Source organism: Acinetobacter sp. YH12251, from assembly GCF_013417465.1.
In the GTDB taxonomy this organism is placed as follows: domain Bacteria; phylum Pseudomonadota; class Gammaproteobacteria; order Pseudomonadales; family Moraxellaceae; genus Acinetobacter; species Acinetobacter amyesii.
In genome coordinates this window covers 32,521-51,147 of sequence record NZ_VPDZ01000019.1, presented here as the reverse complement: position 1 = coordinate 51,147, position 18,627 = coordinate 32,521, and the positions used below count along the sequence as shown (strand labels likewise).

Sequence of the window (18,627 nt, the reverse complement as noted above, 5' to 3'; positions counted from 1 at the left end):
CAACAACTCAACGCTTCGCATTTCGTTCGTTTCCGTCTATCTCGTCGGTATGGGGTGCATTCTAGAGCATTTCAGAATCATTGCAACCCCCAATTCACTATATTTTTCACGTATGTATTTTTTATAAGCGTTTTTGCTAAAAAAATTGCACTTTTACCTATTTTTTAAGCATTTTTTATAAATATTTAGCAAATAGTCGATATTTAATTAAGTAAATTTCTTATATCTAGCAAATCTTTTTCAGCGCTTTTAAGTCTAATAAAAGTGACTTTGATTGCTTATTAATCATTAGTCTACTTTTCTGCCTCAAAGCACATCATTTTTTCTGTCATCACACCGATTCAAGCTTTATAGACTTTTTTTGCGTGCATTTTTATATTTCCCAGCATTCTTTTAACGTTCATATGCTAAATGTTGCATGACTTCCAAGATGACTTGTTGCTTTCCACGGAAATCTTCAGCAGAAAATAGCAGCTTTGCACGTCGAGGGAGTTGTTCTCGTACCAATGCAAATAGTTGGTACTGTGCTGCGATATCCAAATCATGTAATTGTTGCTGCGCCTCACAAAATAATGCTCGCTTATGCTGTGTGGTTTGGTAGTCAAATAAATATCTCAAGATTCGATCGATCTGTTCATCATGATTATCGGTATTGTAATACGCCATGTTGTTGCTCTTTTTTGATTTTTGACCATTGTTCCATAAGGCCTGTTTTTGCAAAAATCATTTTAATTACATGCTTAGTCATTTTTGCTGATAAAAATACAGCCTATTTATTTGAATAATCACTATTAACGATCACAGTCATAAAAAGCCACTATTTTTGGGCTTTAGACGCATAGAGCGCAGGCTGCATTTCACGTACACTCTTTTTATTTTTTAGGTGCAGGATGCCAACACAGTTTTTTCCACGCTTATTCTTACTATTAAGCGGATTAGGATTATTAGCTTTTGGTGTCGTACTCTCTATACATTCAAATTTAGGGACATCCCCTATTTCTTCGGTGCCCTACAGCTTTAGCTATATCTTTCCACTCACCGTCGGCACATTAACAATATTAATGCACATCATCATGATTCTGCTGCAAATGCTGATCTTAAAATCACGCTTTCAGTGGATACAGTGGTTGCAATTACCTGTGGGAATTTTATTTGGTGCATTTATTGACGGTTTAATGTGGCTGACCCAAGGCTGGAGCATAGAAAGTTACCCACTTCAACTCCTGGCTTGCTTGGCAAGTTGCCTGATCACTGCTTTAGGTGTGAGTTTAGTGGTCAAAGCCAGTCTAGTCCTCTTGGCCGCAGAAGGCCTCTATCAAGCTATTGCTGTTCGTTATCGCCTTGATTTTGGCAACTGTAAGACCTATGGCGACATTCTCTTGGTCAGTATTACAGTTATCAGCAGTTGGCTGGTCTTACATCAAGTCATCGGAGTCCGTGAAGGCACCATTATTACCGCACTTTTAGTCGGGACTTTAGTCAAGCGGATTTTACCTAAATTAAGCTTCATTCAATTTGACCCTAAGCCCTAAAATAAAACTCAATGAACATCTATCTGAGTAAAGACATTTTAAAGCTCGATTGAATCGGGCTTTTTTTCTGGCACAATTAAAGTCTTTAATACAGAAATGAATGTGATTTTTGAAAGGAATAGCTCAATTTTACAAATAAAAAAGGGAAAGATCTCTCCCAAAATCTTTCCCTTAGAATTGAATCTTTAGTCGATCCATCGTGTAGTTATTATAGTTATTTGTTAACTCACTAAAAAAAGAGTCCCTTGGGGAAGAGACTTATAAAAAGTGGAGTTATGATTATGTACCCTCTAGATGGTATATATATCTCTCTAGATGAATAAATCTTATACATAAAATTCAAGAAATGCAACACATTTGGCAAAATTTAAGTGTTGTTTTTATAAGGTTTTTTTTGAATTTGCTTATTTATATTATTAATATATTAATTGGTAAAAAAAAGCAGGCCGAAGCCTGCTTTTAATTCAATAACTTAACTAAAAATTCAAGAATTTATTAGTCGGTAAAAGTTACTTTTGCGATCGCTTTTTTGCTCGCTTGGATGATCAAAGTTTTGTTTTCTGACACAGCATAACCTGCATCAACCACTTCCCAATCCACTTTCACCGCGCCACGACCAATTGCATCTTTTGCTTGAGCTGCATTTTTAGTCAAGCCCGCTTCACGCAAAATAGAAGTAATGAAAATCTCACCACCAAATGCGCCACGAGAAATCGTCACTTCTGGTGTACCTTCTGGAAGTTCACCTTCAGTAATCAAGTTACCTGCGCCTTTGTGCGCATTTGCTGCAGCTTCTGCTCCATGGAAACGCTCAACCAATTCAAGTGCAAGAATTTTCTTCACTTCTTGTGGGTTACGACCTTCAGCCACTTCTTTAAGCAACTGTTGAATTTCTTCAATCGATTTAAAGCTCAATAAGTCAAAGTAACGTTCGATCAAATCATCCGGCATTGAAAGCACTTTTTGGTACATCGCACCCGGTGCATCAAATACAGCAATATAGTTACCCAAAGATTTAGACATTTTATTTACGCCGTCTAAACCTTCAAGAATCGGCACAGTAATGCACACTTGAGATTCTTGGTCATAACGGCTTTGTAATGTACGACCCATCAGCAAGTTAAAGGTTTGGTCTGTACCCCCCAACTCTACATCCGCTTCTAGCGCAACTGAGTCATAACCTTGCACCAATGGATATAAAAATTCGTGAATCGCAATCGGTTGATGGCTGTTATAACGTTTAGTGAAGTCATCACGTTCCAACATACGTGCCACAGTTTGCTGTGAAGCTAACTGAATCAAGTCAGCAGCAGTTTTTTGACCAAACCACTCTGAGTTGAACACAACTTTAGTTTTCGCAGGGTCAAGAATCTTAAATACTTGTTCTTGATACGTTTTAGCATTTTCTAAAACTTTTTCACGAGACAACGGTGGACGTGTAGCGCTCTTACCCGTTGGGTCACCGATCATGGCTGTATAGTCACCAATCAGGAAGTAAACTTCATGACCTAAATCTTGGAAAACTTTTAATTTATTAATCAGAACCGTATGACCTAAATGTAAATCAGGTGCAGTCGGGTCAAAACCCGCTTTAATTTTTAATGGGCGATTCTGCTTTAATTTCTTAAGAAGATCTTCTTCAGAAATAATCTCATGTGTGCCTCGTTGGATGAGGGCAAGTTGTTCTTCAGCCGGCAGGAAATTTGACATCACAAAATCCAAATAGATCAGTTATACAATTTGTGCGATATACTAACACTTTTTCAGCACATTGCAGGCTTAAGAATCATCATGACAGCGATCTACATTGGGGTAATGACCGGCACGAGCATGGATGGTGTCGATATTGTTGCTGCTTCTTTTGATCCTTTAGAGATTCATGCGACGCTCACACTTCCCTTTGACCCAGACCTTCGTGATGAACTGATGGCCCTCACCTTGCCTGATGATAACGAAATTGATCGCATGGGTAAGGCAGACGTTGCTTTAGCTCAAATGATCGGTCATGGCATCAATGAGTTGATCGAGAAGAATGAGCTAGATCGTAGTCAAATCAAGGCGATTGGCTCACATGGTCAAACCATCCGCCACCGTCCTGAACATGGTTTTACCCTGCAAATTGGCGACCCCAATATTATTACCGAACTCACTAAAATCCCTGTGATTTCAGACTTCCGCCGCCGTGATATGGCTGCAGGTGGTCAAGGCGCACCTTTAGTTCCTGCGTTTCATCAAGCGCTTTTCCAACATGACACCATTCACCGTGTGATTTTGAACTTGGGCGGAATTGCCAATGTTAGCATGTTGCCTGCAGGTCAACCTGAAGCCGTGTATGGCTTTGATACAGGTCCAGCTAACATTTTAATGGATGCTTGGTGCGAACGTTATACTGGTCAGCCCTATGATGAAAATGGGAACTGGGCAGCTTATGGTCAACCTATTCGCAGTCTGCTCGACCGCTTACAAGCACATGAGTTTTTCTCTAAAGAACCACCTAAAAGCACAGGTCGTGAAGACTTCAATCTTGAATGGTTAGATGAACAGATTCTCGATTGGCGTGGAGATCTCGAATATGACGAACTTGAAGATACGCCAGAAAACATTCAAGCAACCTTAATGAAACTCACCACACGTGCCATTAAAAAAGCCATTTACCGTTCTGATATGGATACTGGTGAAGTCTATGTATGCGGTGGTGGTGCATACAATTCGCACCTATTAGAGCAACTGCGCTGGCGTTTACGTAAACATGAATGGACGGTACAAAGTACCGCAGATTTAGGCTTAAGCCCAACATGGGTGGAAGCCACAGCCTTTGCTTGGTTGGCGATGCGCTTTGTCAATCAGCTTAGTGCAAATTTACCAAGTGTGACTGGTGCTGCTGGCTATCGTATCTTAGGTACAATCACTGCGGTTTAAGAGTCAAAAACATATAAAAAAGGTCTGCAATTGCAGACCTTTTTTTATATAGACAAGCTTTTATATATATTGACTACTATATAAAAAGCATAGCTCAAACTTAATTCATCATTGCCTTGGCATGCTCATTACGAAATGCCCGTAAAATCTGCTGTCCCGCCCGACCTGTTGGACTTAAACCCAGTCGATTTTGCTCTTGTCGAATTGCTTGACGGGTTTTATCTCCAATTAATCCATCCACTTTACCGATATCATAGCCGCGGTTAAGTAAAAATTGTTGAATCTCTCGTCGTTCCGCACGTGAAGTCCCAGGATCATCGGTTGGCCATGTCGTACTAAAGCCACCCTTGCCTTGCAAGCGATCGGATAAATGCGCAATCGCTAATGCATAACTCTCTGCTGCATTGTAGCTATAGATTGCATCGAAATTTTTAAACACCAAGAACACAGGCCCACTTGCCCCAGCCGGTGCCATTAAACCTGCTTGGCTCGATCCAGAAAGGTTACCTTGTATTAACGGTGTACCATCGGCACGCTGCAAACCACGATTCATCCAGCTATCTAATGACTTTTTATTACGGCGACTTTCACCACTGATCGACATTCCTTCGGGAATTTTTACTTCAAAGCCCCACGGCTGACCAGTTTGCCAACCACGCTTTTTCAGGAAGTTGGCTGTAGATGCCAACGCATCCGTGGTACTCGACACTAAATCACGGCGGCCATCACCATCAAAATCCACGGCCAGTTCTTCATAGGTACTCGGCATAAATTGGGTATGACCAAATGCACCTGCCCACGAACCTTTCAATTGTGATTCATTTAAATCACCACGCTGCAAAATCCGCATGGCTGCAAAAAACTCGCCACGGAAATAGCTTTGGCGGCGGCCTTCACAACTTAAAGTGCCCAATGACTGTAATAAAGGATAACTACCCGCAATATCACCAAAATTACTCTCCACACCCCAAACCGCGACCACGGTTTCAGCAGGCACACCATAAGCCGCTGCGACACGGTTTAATACATCACGATGCTGCGCCAATTTCTGCTGACCCAGTTGTACACGCTCTTCATCCACCAGACCTGACAAATAGTCCCAAATCGGTGTTGAAAACTCAGGCTGATAGTTGAGCTTTTCAATCACAGAATAATCAGGTGTTAAATTTTGCGTATAGCGATCATAAGTTGACGCACTCACACCAGCATTCATTGCTTGCGAGCGCAAATTGGCTAAACAACCTTGAAAGTTATTTTGTGATGAAATGCTGCTTGTTGCAGGCATGCTCGACGAATTGACAGACTGCCCATTAATAATCAACTCGGCATTTGCCTGAGTTATTGCCAATAAAGCAGTCCCGAAAACAAATCCTAAGTGATGCTTCATACCCTAGATCTTTTTTGAATTTAAATTGTTGCTTTAACAATAGCAGCTCAAAGCAAAAGTTAAAGGTTCAAAACGTAAATTTAAATTCATATTTTCTACTTATTTAAATTCAGTTTTAAAATTTGAATTTAAAAGTAGTTACCCACAACCCAACTTTAAATTCATTAGAAACCAAACACCGGTTTAAATTTAAATTCAAAACTTTTAAATTTAAAGATAAATTAGGTGCATAAAAAATTATCCACAAATGCAAAATGGGATAAAAATTCATTTTTATTATTAATAATCAAAATATTATAGGTTTTAAAATATACTCCCTATAGATCCAATAAGTCTGAGCAACTTTTAAATTCAAATTTTAAATTTAAACACGGCGAAATGAATTCATTTTTCAAATTTGAATTCATAAACTTTGAATTCATTGTTTTTGGCATAGGATTTTTTGAATTCAAATTCATAGTTTGAATTTAAAAACACAATTTGAATTCAAAACGCATTGGTTATTTTTGATTTTGATTCACACACATCACAGGCTATTGATACACAAAAAATAATACGAAGATTAACGCAGAATATTTATAAACGAACGAACACTTTATGATCAATAGTTTCTTATCGTTTCAGCGATAAACGGTGTGATTTTGCAAAGAGGCGCAATGATGCCCGAACTACAGCAATAAAAAAAGCGGCCATGTGCATGACCGCTTTTTTATCATTCAAACACAGGTTTAAATGGTCATATCTTCGCTAAGTGCCAGTGGATTCGGCAAAATTTTCGCCAAAGCACGGCATAAAGCTGTTAATTCAGCAGTATCGTTCGGCATTAAAGTGATGTGACCGATTTTGCGGCCTTCACGCTCTGTTTTGTTATACAGATGCAAATGCGCGCCATTCAGTGCCAATACATCTTCAGACTTCGGATGTTGGCCAATGATGTTTACCATGACCGTTGGACGAACAACTTCAGTCGAACCTAAAGGTAACCCCGCTACAGCACGAATATGGTTTTCAAACTGTGAACACACTGCACCTTCAATCGACCAATGCCCCGAGTTATGCACACGTGGCGCCATCTCATTGGCATATAAGCCTTTATCTGTCACAAACAGCTCTAGCGTCAAAACACCGACATAATTCAAATGATTGAGCAGGCGAGTAATGTAATCTTGCGCAACTGGTTGTAAGTCTGCACTGTTTGGTGCAGGCACAATCGAATGCGACAAAATGCCGTTGTGGTGGTGGTTTTCCGCCAATGGCCATGTTTTCACATCACCATCTTGACCACGCACCGCAATGATTGAGACTTCACGTGAGAAGGTTACAAAGCTTTCCGCAATCAATTCACCAGCAGGGCCCAGTTCAGCCCATGCTTGATCCATTTGCTCAGCGCTACGTAGCACAAATTGACCTTTACCGTCATAACCGCCACGCGATGTTTTCAGTACGATGGGTAACCCCAACTCAGCAACAGCAGCTTGTAAACCCTCGAAAGATGTCACGGCCTTATAAGGTGCAACTGGGATAGCCAATTCATCAAACAAGGCTTTTTCAGACAAACGATGCTGTGCAATCGCTAAAGCTTGGCGCGGTGGGTGCAATGCTTTGTTCTTGGTCAACACATCAACATCTGCTAACGGAGTATTTTCAAACTCTAAGCTGAAAACATCTGCGCTCTGAATGAAATCTTGCAAACCATTTTCAGCTTGAGTCGAAATCACTGGACCCAGCGCTGCAGAAGGGCACTCAGTACTCGCTTCAAAGAAGGTGCATTGAATGTTTAAAGGCAATGCCGCTTGCGCCATCATGCGACCCAACTGGCCACCACCAAAAATACCAATGGTTTTATCCATGAGAAATGCCCCTTAATTAAGCTTGACCCGGAATATTTTTACTCGCCACTTTATCGGTTTGCGCAGCGCGGAAATCTGCAACATTTTTTGCTATTTCAGGACGCGTTAAACCTAAAATTTGTGCCGCCATGATCGCTGCATTGGTTGCACCCGCTGGGCCAATCGCCAAAGTACCAACTGCAATACCTGCCGGCATTTGTACAATTGAAAGTAGTGAATCTACACCATTTAAAATCGATGATTTTACCGGTACACCAAGTACAGGTAGGTCAGTCTTGGCTGCACACATACCTGGTAAATGCGCTGCACCGCCAGCACCGGCAATAATCACTTGAATACCACGATCACGTGCGGTTTCAGCATATTCGAATAATCGATCTGGAGTTCGGTGTGCAGATACAACTTCCGCTTCAAATGGGACGCCAAGCTGTTTCAGCATATTGGCAGTGTTTTCTAGCGTTGCCCAATCCGATTGAGAACCCATGATAATTCCAACGAGAGGAGTGTCTTGTGAAGCGGCCGCATTCATTGCAATGTTTCCAGAGATTAAAGTAAGAGAGAGTAAATCTCGACTAGAGCCAAGCTTTAATAAGAGCCCCATATTATAGACTGAAAATTCATCTCAATAAAATTTAACGGTTGTCTTTAAAAGAAAACTCCATAATATTTTGATGAAAATATTTTTATTTTTTTCAATTTTATAAAAACTTTTATTAAATCAATATTTATAACAACACTTTAAATATGAAACAGATGTTTATCCTACTTACTCTAGCCCTAAGCTCTCAAAGTTTTGCCCAACTCGTTCAACTCAATACGAACCAATTTGTGAAAGAATTTAACCTTTTACAGCAACAAAAAGACTATAACGGCCAAATTAAGAGTAATGGCTACATCCACGAAAAATTTTTAGTCACCGGAAAATCGATCATTGATGAACGTGAGTCGTTCAAGATGACAGGCTATTACAAAGCAGATGATGGCTGCGATAAAATGTATTCAACTTCAGAATATCGTGTGTATTGCGATGACCAAAGCTATGGTTTTGCTCTCATGAACTTTGAAGCAGACGGTCAAATGACTGTACTGAACAGTGAGAGTGATTATGCCTTTGACTATGAAGATCCCACTCCACGAGACCGTGAGTTTAGTAAAGTCCTCAAAAATACCTGTAAACACGGCTCACTTAAATGATCAGCCCCATGCGGTATTGAATCAATTAAGCACTGCGAAATACAAAATAGACACATCCCAAAAGGCATAAACCTGCCCACAAATAGTCCAACTTAAAGGGTTGTTTAAAAAGGAAAATCATAAATGGAACAAAGACCAAGAGCGTCACGACTTCTTGTGTGATTTTCATTTGGCCCAATGACCACCCATGTTTGGCCAACAGTCGCGTTGCTGGAATCATAAAACTGTATTCGAGTAACGCGATCGCCCATCCAAATAAAATCGCTTGCCAAAGCGGTGCATCATGTAAAAACTTCAAATGCCCATACCAGGCCAAAGTCATAAAACAGTTGGAAATAATCAATAAAAACAGGGCAAGTGACATAAGCAATCAAGATCGCAAAAATTTGCGCATATTGTACGTTTTTCATCACGATTTCGCGCCTATTTTCCGTGTTTTTATCCTCAAGAAAATTGCGCACATTTGATCAGTTGCTAGCTCAATCTTTTTGCACGATCTCATACAAAAAAATCTATCTTTTCGCTAAGACCCTTGCTATGGTTGCTCTCAAATGAAATTAACCTTTTCAACCAAATCTATAATGACAACACCACAATAACAAAGTGATGTGTCGATAAAAGCAGTGGAGTTAGAACGAATGCATCTGCATATCTTGGGTATTTGTGGCACCTTTATGGGTTCATTGGCGCTCTTGGCTCGTGATTTAGGACATAAGGTGACGGGTTCAGACCAAAACGTTTACCCACCAATGTCTACCCAATTGGAAAATGCAGGCATTACCTTAATGCAAGGCTATGACCGTAGCCACCTTCAACCACACCCAGATCTCGTGATTGTCGGCAATGCCATGAAACGTGGCATTGATGCAGTGGAATACATGCTGAACGAAGGCCTGCCTTATATTTCTGGCCCACAGTTCCTTGCAGACCACGTGCTACAAGGTAAACATGTCTTAGGTGTTGCAGGCACACATGGTAAAACCACAACCACAACCATGTTGGCATGGGTGCTCGATCAAGCGGGTTTAAACCCGGGTTTCTTGATTGGCGGCGTACCCTTAGGCTTTAGTGAAAGCGCACGTTTAGGCGGTGGTCAATATTTCTGTGTAGAAGCCGATGAATATGATTCGGCATTCTTCGACAAACGTTCTAAGTTTGTGCATTACCATCCTAAAACAGCGATTTTAAATAACCTTGAATTTGACCATGCCGATATCTTCGAAGACTTGGCTGCGATTCAAAAGCAATTCCATCATCTAGTGCGTACTATTCCAAGTGAAGGCCGTATCATTGCGCCCATTACAGAAACCAATATTGATGAAGTCTTAGAAATGGGCTGCTGGACACCTGTGGTGCGTACATCTTTAGATGCCAATGACAAATCTGAATTGTATGCAGAACAGTTATCTGCTGATGGCTCACATTTCAATGTTTTACAACACGGTGAAGTGAAGGGCTCAGTCAAATGGAACATGACCGGCCAACATAGTGTAGCCAATGCTTTGGCGACGATTGCCGCAGCAGAGCATGTTGGTGTGTCGATTGAAACAGCTTGTGAAGCATTATCTAATTTTGGTGGTGTGAAACGTCGTATGGAACTTCTGGGTACAGTTCGTGGTATTGAGGTTTATGATGACTTTGCTCATCACCCCACTGCCATTGATACCACACTGGAAGGTGCACGTAAGCGTCTCGGTGAGCGTAAATTGTGGGCAGTAATTGAACCGCGTTCGAACACTATGCGTATGGGTAGCCATAAAGATGGGCTTGCACATTCTGCACGCTTAGCAGATGAAGTGATTTGGTATCAACCTGAAGGTTTGGATTGGGATTTACAACCTGTGATTGAAGCTGCTGCGAATAAAGCTGTGGTGGCTCGTTCACTGGATGAGATCATTCAAACCATCGTAAGCGAGGCAGGCGAGGGCGATGCTGTTGTGATTATGTCGAATGGCGGTTTTGGTGGTTTACATCAGAAGTTGATCAGTGCATTAAAAGCCTAAACCCACTAGATAAAATAAAAAAAGCCCGCTGCGCGGGCTTTTTTTTTATTCACACTCAGCTTAAAAATAATGCTGATAGCCTCGATTTTTATAGCCTAAATCCAGCTTAATCGGCTGTTCAACATTCTCTAATCTTAACAATGTCGTTAAAAACGCCTGAATTTGTTCTAGATTGAGCACGTCGGGTTGAAAGCTTGAATGTCCAAAGCGCTGAAACAAACTAGCAATTTCACTATGTCGGTTGACATATTTCATCGACCATTTTGAAAAATCGATTTGATCAATATTTTGATCAGGATAACGCACAATATCCCGATGGCGAGTATCTTTCGCAATATGCTGAAAAAGCTGTTCGAGAGCCGCTTGCTCACCTTGCAAGCATTGGAAGAACCGGCCTTCGGCATAGTACAGCACGCCAAAAATACGCTGTTCGGTATTGAAGCTGCGGGCTCTCACCAAAATATCACTTAAATCTTGTATTAAATCAAATTGTTGTTCTACACGTGTACTGGCATAACAGAGTTGTATCATTGTGTTTATTCTTAAAGTATTTGCACGATTTTAACGTAGAAATTTCTACAGGATGAGTAAATATTTGTATATTTTTTAATCAAATGTGCTTTTTAACTTACAACAGAAAACCAAGATCACGTATACCGATATCACCTTCATTTTTTTAAACTTATACATATTAAAACAATGAAATTATTTCCATTTGAAGATGAATAAAGAGGCCGACCATGCTTAAAAATTTACTCATTTTTTTATCGATCACTTGTGTATATTTTGCTGCTTTGATCATACTGAATAATTTTGGCGTTTCAGATTTTTTTAATGTCGTTATTTGCTCATTTATTTTAGGAATAACACTGCGTACTGCGATTCCTCACTATCTCATTTATTTACTAATGATGATGACTATTGGCAGTATTTATTTTGTACTGAATGACTTTGCATTATTAAATATCATGTGTTTAAGCTTATTTTTAGGGATATCAAGCTGCTCGATCTTATTGCAGTTTTGGCCAAATCTTTTCAAAGCACCTTCAACGCTGTTAAAATTAAAGCTCAATTAAATACAACTTAGCTTTTAAATTTTTTAAAAAATTCATAATGATAGAAAAGCCCGCATGGCGGGCTTTTTTAGGCTTGAACATCGGCAAGGGTTTTATCTCTACGAAACATCACATCAACATAAGAACAAGTTGGAATAATCTTTAAGCGTTTATCACGAGCGAATTCCACCAAATGATCCAATAACACTCGAGCCATACCTTGCCCACGCAATGAATCATCTACCCACGTGTGATTTGCCACAATGGTATGTTCATCACGCCATAGATAACTCATTTCTGCGAGCCGTTCACCCTCAGCATTTAACTGAAAAAATTCACCTTTTTGACCGTTATCTTGATGTTGTATAGTCACTGTTTTTTCTTCCTTTTTATGAAAAAATACACCGTGTAACAAACGAGAAAGTGATTGGTACAGAACTTAAACGACCTATATTCAACTGTAGGTGATAATAAACTTGTACACCTTTCACATTAATTAAAAAACAATTAAATCACAATTGCCGGATATTTTTATTATGGACCTTTATCTCGTCGCCATTTTTGTATTGCTGATTATTGCAACATGTTTGGTTGTATCGCTGTATAAATCACGATATTAATTCAATTTCACAGCTAGATTTCAAATAAAAACAGCCTGATCGCTATACCATCAGGCTGTTTTTATTTATCCAAATGATTAATCTACATCACGCTATACAATTTAGCGTAGAACATCACGAATCGATTCATCTTTATCAAATACGGATTTTGCAAAAGGGCAGAGTGGAATAATTTTCACGTTCTTTTCCCGAGCAAAATTCACTGCTGCATCGAGGAGATGTCGTCCAACACCTTGGCCTCGCAAGCTATCACTGACATCGGTATGATCAATAATAAATTTATCATCGCCTGCCCATGAGTAAGTCATCTCTGCCAAACGCTCTCCATCTTGCTCAACAAAGAAAGCTCCTTTTTTTTGATCATCATCTTGTTGTACAAACATCTTAAATTTCCTCCATTTTTTTATAAATTGGCATGTAATGCAGGTCAACTCTGTTGTTTTTGTATTAATTTAAACCGCATGTACAGGGCTTAAATCGGTTCCTGCTTGTGTATAGAGCATAGTAAAATATGCCACTTTTTTTATTTGAAGACACTCATGTCTGCCTCTCCCTCCGAAACGGCTTCTTCTGGCTCTTGGACGGCTGTGATTGCTTTGGCTTTCGCAGCATTTATTTTTAATACCACTGAATTTGTACCTGTCGCGTTGCTCAGCGATATTGGCAAAACCTTTAGCTTAGCCGCGACCGATGTCGGCATCATGATTACGCTCTATGCATGGGTGGTTGCGCCGATTTCATTGCCGATCATGTTATTGACCAAAAATATTGAACGTCGATCACTCCTGATTTGCTTATTTATGGTGTTTATTATCAGCCATGTTCTGTCGTATTTCGCATGGAGCTTTAATACTTTATTGCTCAGTCGAATTGGCATTGCTTTCTCGCATGCACTTTTTTGGTCAATTACTGCGTCGCTGGCAGTTCGTGTTGCACCGAAAGGCAAAGAGTTTCAAGCCTTGGGGCTTTTGGCCACAGGCACAGCTTTGGCGATGGTTCTCGGTATTCCGTTTGGGCGTATGGTCGGAGAAGCCTATGGTTGGCGAAATACCTTTGCTCTGATTGGCATTGGCGCCAGTATCGTTTGCCTGATTTTAGCCAAAACGCTGCCAATACTGCCGAGTTTGAACTCAGGTTCGCTGAGCAGCCTAAAACAGTTTATTCGTCGTCCAAGCTTAATGATGGTCTTTGCATTAACCATTATCGTCATTAGCGCGCAATTTACCGCATATAGCTATATCGAACCGTTTTCGCTCAACATTGCTGCATTCAGCTCCATGCAAACCACCACGTTGTTATTAATCTTTGGTGCAGCAGGCTTTCTAGGTTCTTATCTCTTTGGAAAATTTGGTGGGAAATATCCCAAAGTTGCGATTCCTTTAAGTACAGCCACACTGACTTTATCCATGCTGCTGTTGCTTCCTGTTTCTTTGAGTTTTGCAGGTGTGAGTGCGGTGTGCTTATTGTGGGGCATGAGTATCATTGGATTTAGTCTCGCATTACAGTCAAAGACACTACATCTCGCATCCGACGCCACCGATGTCGCCATGGCTATCTATTCAGGACTTTATAATGTCGGCATTGGCGGTGGCGCACTCTTGGGCGGCATGGTCAGTGTACATTTCGGTTTGAGTTATATTGGCTTGATCGGAGGAATCATCGCGGTGATCGGCACACTTTTAGCCTTAGCGTTGGTACACCGTGGTGATTTTAATCCTCCCGTGACACATTAAATGAATTCGCAAATTGTCGATTGCACTTTGTCCTAAAAACTGTCATGCTTTGCCGCATATTTGGACAGTGTCCAAAACAAAATTTGAACAAGGGGAGTAGCCTCCTCCAAACGTAAACCTTGTTTTACGTGTCAGAATATCGTCATTACACTTTGCAAAAAGTCGGTATCTGAGCATCGCTGCTGAAAATCATTACAGTACGATGTAGGCAAGACCTTGATCATGTTGTCTCAGGCGTTTTATTTCGTCTGGCAACTGGTCGAGGTTTTTTTATGGCTGGTTGTTAGATGTGGAGAATACACATGGAAACGATTGGCTCTTTATGGCTATATCTGGCATTTTTCGGTTTAGTCACCATCATGCTACTCATCGACTTTTTAGGCTTTAAAAATAACAAAGGCCAAGAAATCAAAGTCAAAACCGCTGCCTATTGGAGTATTGCATGGGTCTCTGTGGCTACCTTATTCGGTGGTGCATTGTGGCTCTACTTACAGCAAACCGCTGGTGTCGCTGTTGCAAACACCAAAGTCATGGAATATTTCGCTGGTTATCTGCTCGAAAAATCACTCGCAATTGATAACGTTTTTGTCTGGCTCATGATCTTTGCTGCCTTTGCCATTCCACCGGCTTTGCAACGTAAACTGTTGCTCTACGGTGTCCTTGGTGCAATTGTACTGCGTACCATCTTTATTTTTATTGGGGCATGGTTCGTTCAAGAATTCTCTTGGGTACTGTACATCTTCGGCGCATTCCTAGTGTATACCGGCTTTAAATTCCTTAAAGGCCAAGACGAAGAAGATAAAGATATCGAAGATATGGCGATTTTGAAGTGGCTACGTAAACACATGCGTATTACTCCTCAAATACATGAAGATAAATTCTTCGTTCGTCAAAATGGTGTCTTGTGGGCAACGCCGCTCTTTTTAGTGTTGATCTTGGTTGAAGCATCGGACGTAATTTTTGCGGTTGACTCAATCCCAGCAATCTTTGCAGTTACCTCTGACCCATTCATTGTACTGACTGCAAACTTAATGGCGATTTTAGGTCTACGTGCTATGTTCTTCCTCTTATCCGGTGCTGCATCGAAAATGCATTACTTACCATATGGTCTGGGCATTATCCTGGTATTTATTGGCGCTAAGATGCTGTTGCTCGATGTGTTCCACATGCCAATTTGGATTTCACTCGGCTTTATTGTGGTGACCTTAACCATCACCGCGTGGTTATCGATCCGACACAGCAAGAAGTACCATGAAACCATGCTTTAAAACACTTAGATGATTAAAAGCCTTCTTTCGAGAAGGCTTTTTTTATTCTGTAGCAAAGCCATGAGCTAAGCTTCAGGCGTCATCAAGAGTTTGAGTTTCGGCCAGCGGTGTAAAAATTGTTTTTGCTGCACACGCTGCAAAAAAGTCGCCTGACTGACTAAACGTGGGTTCCAGCGGACATTTAATTCAAATAAATCATCTAAGCCCAAAGGAGCAATCAGCTGTATTTGTTGTTGATCATCCAATTTAACAGCGATGGCAGTAGCAGTTTCTGGCCACAACGATAGGGCATGCTCAATCGACTTGAGCGCCTGTATCGGCTCACCATTTTCCAAGCGATACCACTGGTGTACTGTCGCTTGGTTGGTAACATCCCAATGAATGTGAGGAAAATTCAACTGCATCTGTTTTTGGATCTTGTGACCCTGTGTTCCATCATCATGTTCCGCATAATAAATCACATCGACTTCTGTGCCTTCCAGTACATAGAGTTGTTGATGTCGCTGTGACCAAATCAAATTACGAACCACGCCTGCGGCCAAATAAGCCTGTGTATCTATGGCATACAGGGCATGTAAAATCTGCATGATGCCTTGATGCTGAAGCAGGTTATGCTTTAATTGGTCTGAATAGCTCATGTTCACTAAAGGGTTCATTATCGTTTTTTAAAGGGCGCTCTTGAGATCAATATAGCAAGCGTTGCGACTCATGGTCTTTATTCATTCATCGATGTAATGTATACAGCTCAATGCTTTTGTATTATTCAAATCAAATACAATGAACAAAAAAACAGAATCACTTATAAACAGGTGTTCTATTTTTTAGAACACATTTTCACAATTACTCTAACGGTATTTTGAACCAAATTGGGCTACAATCAACCGAAAAAATTCTAAACTGCAGGTATGTCATGTCTTCTGTTATCGCATCTACAGCGATCCGTGGTCGCTTTCTAGATATTCAGAATACAGTTGCCCAAGCACGTGAAATTCACGACCAAGTGCGCTATTTCGAAGATGGTTTGCTAATTACGCAAGCCGGAAAAATTCAATGGTTCGGTCCATGGTCTGAGGGCCAACACCATCTCCCAGATCAGGTTGAAGTACAGCATTATCCTGATCAATTGATTGTTCCGGGTTTCATCGATACTCATATTCATTATCCACAAACGGAAATGATGGGGGCTTATGGTGAACAGCTACTGGAATGGCTTGATACTTATACCTTCCCAACCGAAATCCAATTTGAAGATCCGGCTTATGCAGAGCAAATTGCACAGTTCTTTGTAAACGAGTTACTCAAAAACGGAACCACAACAGCTCTTGTTTTTTGTACCGTTCATCCACAATCGGTCGATGCTTTATTTAAAGCTGCAGAACAGCATCAGATGCGCTTAATTGCCGGTAAGGTCATGATGGATCGACATGCCCCTGAAGTATTATGTGACACAGCTGAGAGTGGCTACAACGACTCCAAAGCACTCATCGAAAAGTGGCATGGTAAGGGCCGTAACCTGTATGCCATCACGCCTCGCTTTGCCCCAACCTCAACGCCTGAACAATTGGCACAGGCAGGGGAGCTAAAAGCAGAGTATCCTGATGTTTATGTGCATACGCATTTGAGTGAAAATAAAAATGAAATTGCATGGGTCAAATCATTATTCCCTGAGCAAAACGGCTATTTAGACGTTTATCATCATTATGGTCTGACCGGATCACGTTCCGTGTTTGCGCACTGCGTGCATTTGGAAGATGCCGAATGGGAGTGTATGCATCAGACCAACTCTGCCATTGCGTTTTGTCCAACCTCGAACTTGTTCCTAGGCAGTGGTTTATTTCCATTAAAGAAAACATGGGAAAAACAGGTGAAAGTCGGCTTAGGCACAGACATTGGCGCAGGCACCTCATTTAACCAACTGCAAACCATCAATGAAGCCTACAAAGTTCAACAACTTCAAGGCGATAAACTATCCGCATTTGAAGCGCTGTACCATGCCACTTTAGGTGGAGCAAAAGCCTTAGATCTAGAGGACAAACTTGGAAACTTTGATTTGGGCAAAGAAGCAGATTTTGTGGTGCTCGATTTAAATGCCACGGCTTTACAAGCCCTACGTCAACAACGTGCCAAAAATCTGGAAGATGCTTTATTTGCTCTGATGCTGATGGGTGATGATCGTAATATCCATGCCACCTATGTGTTTGGACAATGTGCTTATGTCAAAGCATAAAATGGATCGACCGAGAGGAAAAACAGCGTTGAAAATTGGACTGATTGCCGTCGCTTGTCTGTGCTTACTCAAGCGTGACAGCACTTCCAAGAAAAACTGATTACATTTTCAACGGCAAAAAAGATGCATCTGCGAGCCAGATGTATTAAAATTGGTTCATCTTTAGAGGTGTTGCAAGTCAACACCTTTTTTATTTTTTGATTTGCTTTTTTAGGTATCTACCCATGTCTGTTCAAATGAGCGTACTGATTTCCACTGAAGAAATTCAAGCTAAAGTGAAAGAGCTTGGCGCAAAAATTGATGCACACTATGCTAACAGCGACAAAGAGTTGGTGTTAATCGGTCTTTTACGCGGTTCTGTTATTTTTATGGCTGACCTTTGCCGCGCAATTTCAAAACCGCATGAACTCGACTTCATGACCGTTTCAAGTTATGGCGGTGGGACCGTATCTACTCGTGATGTAAAAATCTTAAAAGACTTAGACGGCGACATTAAAGATAAAGATGTCTTGGTGGTTGAAGATATTATCGATTCAGGAAATACCTTAAGCAAAGTTTTAGAAATTTTACAGACGCGCAATCCAAATTCAATCGAGCTTTGTACTTTGGTTAGCAAGCCTTCACGTCGTGAGATTGAACTCGAAGTGAAATTTTTAGGTTTTGAAGTCGAAGATAAATTTATCGTAGGTTATGGTCTGGACTATGATCAAAAATATCGTCACATTCCATTTATTGGCGAAATTGGTCTCTAAGCAAGATCAGATACTTAAGAGTGGCCTAAGGCCACTTTTTTTTTACTTTTCTGGCTATTTCAGAACAAAAAAACAACAGTTTTTTGC

Annotated in this window: 18 protein-coding genes; 8 read left to right on the top strand and 10 right to left on the bottom strand. The window is 40.7% G+C overall.

What is annotated here, in order from left to right; translation table 11 throughout:
- Positions 1–393: 393 nt before the first annotated feature.
- Entirely contained in the window at positions 394–666 is a 273-nt protein-coding gene (locus tag FTV27_RS15355; protein WP_078194471.1) for a hypothetical protein, read from the bottom strand.
- Between the two features lie 224 nt (positions 667–890).
- Here FTV27_RS15355 and FTV27_RS15350 point away from each other — a divergent pair, with 224 nt between their 5' ends.
- The gene (locus tag FTV27_RS15350) at positions 891–1,532 is read left to right on the top strand and encodes a YitT family protein (protein ID WP_180079212.1); all 642 of its coding nucleotides are present in this window, start codon (positions 891–893) and stop codon (positions 1,530–1,532) included.
- A 495-nt stretch (positions 1,533–2,027) separates the two neighbouring features.
- On the opposite strand, the gene tyrS is transcribed toward FTV27_RS15350, so the two are convergent.
- Positions 2,028–3,260, bottom strand: a complete 1,233-nt coding sequence (gene tyrS, locus FTV27_RS15345) for a tyrosine--tRNA ligase (RefSeq protein ID WP_171262600.1) — start codon at positions 3,258–3,260, stop codon at positions 2,028–2,030.
- A gap of 63 nt (positions 3,261–3,323) precedes the next feature.
- Here tyrS and FTV27_RS15340 point away from each other — a divergent pair, with 63 nt between their 5' ends.
- Positions 3,324–4,451 (top strand): anhydro-N-acetylmuramic acid kinase, encoded by a 1,128-nt coding sequence (locus FTV27_RS15340; protein WP_180079211.1) that lies wholly within the window; start codon positions 3,324–3,326, stop codon positions 4,449–4,451.
- Positions 4,452–4,551: 100 nt separating this feature from the next.
- On the opposite strand, the gene FTV27_RS15335 is transcribed toward FTV27_RS15340, so the two are convergent.
- The 3 genes from FTV27_RS15335 to purE all read right to left on the bottom strand — a co-directional run bounded on the left by FTV27_RS15335 (position 4,552) and on the right by purE (position 8,217).
- On the bottom strand, positions 4,552–5,838 hold the full coding sequence (locus FTV27_RS15335; RefSeq protein ID WP_180079210.1) for a lytic murein transglycosylase: 1,287 nt from the start codon (positions 5,836–5,838) through the stop codon (positions 4,552–4,554).
- Positions 5,839–6,566: 728 nt separating this feature from the next.
- Positions 6,567–7,688 (bottom strand): 5-(carboxyamino)imidazole ribonucleotide synthase, encoded by a 1,122-nt coding sequence (locus FTV27_RS15330; RefSeq protein ID WP_078194467.1) that lies wholly within the window; start codon positions 7,686–7,688, stop codon positions 6,567–6,569.
- A gap of 16 nt (positions 7,689–7,704) precedes the next feature.
- Complete coding sequence (gene purE / locus FTV27_RS15325; RefSeq protein ID WP_078189531.1) at positions 7,705–8,217, bottom strand: 5-(carboxyamino)imidazole ribonucleotide mutase; 513 nt, start codon at positions 8,215–8,217, stop codon at positions 7,705–7,707.
- Positions 8,218–8,432: 215 nt separating this feature from the next.
- On the opposite strand from purE, the gene FTV27_RS15320 reads away from it, so the two are divergent.
- Entirely contained in the window at positions 8,433–8,882 is a 450-nt protein-coding gene (locus FTV27_RS15320; protein WP_180079209.1) for a hypothetical protein, read from the top strand.
- 25 nt (positions 8,883–8,907) lie between these two features.
- Here the strand turns inward: FTV27_RS15320 and FTV27_RS15315 are convergent, their stop codons facing one another.
- A complete protein-coding gene (locus FTV27_RS15315) occupies positions 8,908–9,246 on the bottom strand; it encodes a DMT family protein (RefSeq protein ID WP_180079208.1) in 339 nt (112 codons plus the stop codon).
- Between the two features lie 274 nt (positions 9,247–9,520).
- Between FTV27_RS15315 and mpl the strand changes: the two genes are divergently transcribed.
- Positions 9,521–10,885: a UDP-N-acetylmuramate:L-alanyl-gamma-D-glutamyl-meso-diaminopimelate ligase gene (mpl, locus tag FTV27_RS15310; RefSeq protein WP_180024975.1), complete on the top strand. Its 1,365-nt coding sequence runs from the start codon at positions 9,521–9,523 to the stop codon at positions 10,883–10,885.
- Between the two features lie 60 nt (positions 10,886–10,945).
- Here the strand turns inward: mpl and FTV27_RS15305 are convergent, their stop codons facing one another.
- The 3 genes from FTV27_RS15305 to FTV27_RS15295 form a co-directional block, all read right to left on the bottom strand.
- A complete protein-coding gene (locus FTV27_RS15305; protein ID WP_180024974.1) occupies positions 10,946–11,416 on the bottom strand; it encodes a BLUF domain-containing protein in 471 nt (156 codons plus the stop codon).
- 612 nt (positions 11,417–12,028) lie between these two features.
- Positions 12,029–12,355 carry a GNAT family N-acetyltransferase gene (locus tag FTV27_RS15300; RefSeq protein ID WP_180024973.1) on the bottom strand — a complete coding sequence of 109 codons (327 nt, stop codon included), beginning with the start codon at positions 12,353–12,355 and terminating at the stop codon, positions 12,029–12,031.
- Between the two features lie 306 nt (positions 12,356–12,661).
- On the bottom strand, positions 12,662–12,967 hold the full coding sequence (locus FTV27_RS15295; RefSeq protein WP_347269446.1) for a GNAT family N-acetyltransferase: 306 nt from the start codon (positions 12,965–12,967) through the stop codon (positions 12,662–12,664).
- A gap of 132 nt (positions 12,968–13,099) precedes the next feature.
- On the opposite strand from FTV27_RS15295, the gene FTV27_RS15290 reads away from it, so the two are divergent.
- On the top strand, positions 13,100–14,293 hold the full coding sequence (locus FTV27_RS15290; RefSeq protein ID WP_180079207.1) for a sugar transporter: 1,194 nt from the start codon (positions 13,100–13,102) through the stop codon (positions 14,291–14,293).
- A 302-nt stretch (positions 14,294–14,595) separates the two neighbouring features.
- Complete coding sequence (locus FTV27_RS15285; RefSeq protein WP_180024971.1) at positions 14,596–15,561, top strand: TerC family protein; 966 nt, start codon at positions 14,596–14,598, stop codon at positions 15,559–15,561.
- Between the two features lie 65 nt (positions 15,562–15,626).
- Here the strand turns inward: FTV27_RS15285 and FTV27_RS15280 are convergent, their stop codons facing one another.
- A complete protein-coding gene (locus tag FTV27_RS15280) occupies positions 15,627–16,217 on the bottom strand; it encodes a nucleotidyltransferase family protein (protein ID WP_180024970.1) in 591 nt (196 codons plus the stop codon).
- A 254-nt stretch (positions 16,218–16,471) separates the two neighbouring features.
- Here FTV27_RS15280 and guaD point away from each other — a divergent pair, with 254 nt between their 5' ends.
- Complete coding sequence (gene guaD, locus FTV27_RS15275; RefSeq protein WP_180079206.1) at positions 16,472–17,788, top strand: guanine deaminase; 1,317 nt, start codon at positions 16,472–16,474, stop codon at positions 17,786–17,788.
- A 224-nt stretch (positions 17,789–18,012) separates the two neighbouring features.
- Positions 18,013–18,540 carry a hypoxanthine phosphoribosyltransferase gene (gene hpt / locus FTV27_RS15270; RefSeq protein WP_078194457.1) on the top strand — a complete coding sequence of 176 codons (528 nt, stop codon included), beginning with the start codon at positions 18,013–18,015 and terminating at the stop codon, positions 18,538–18,540.
- Positions 18,541–18,627: the final 87 nt, after the last annotated feature.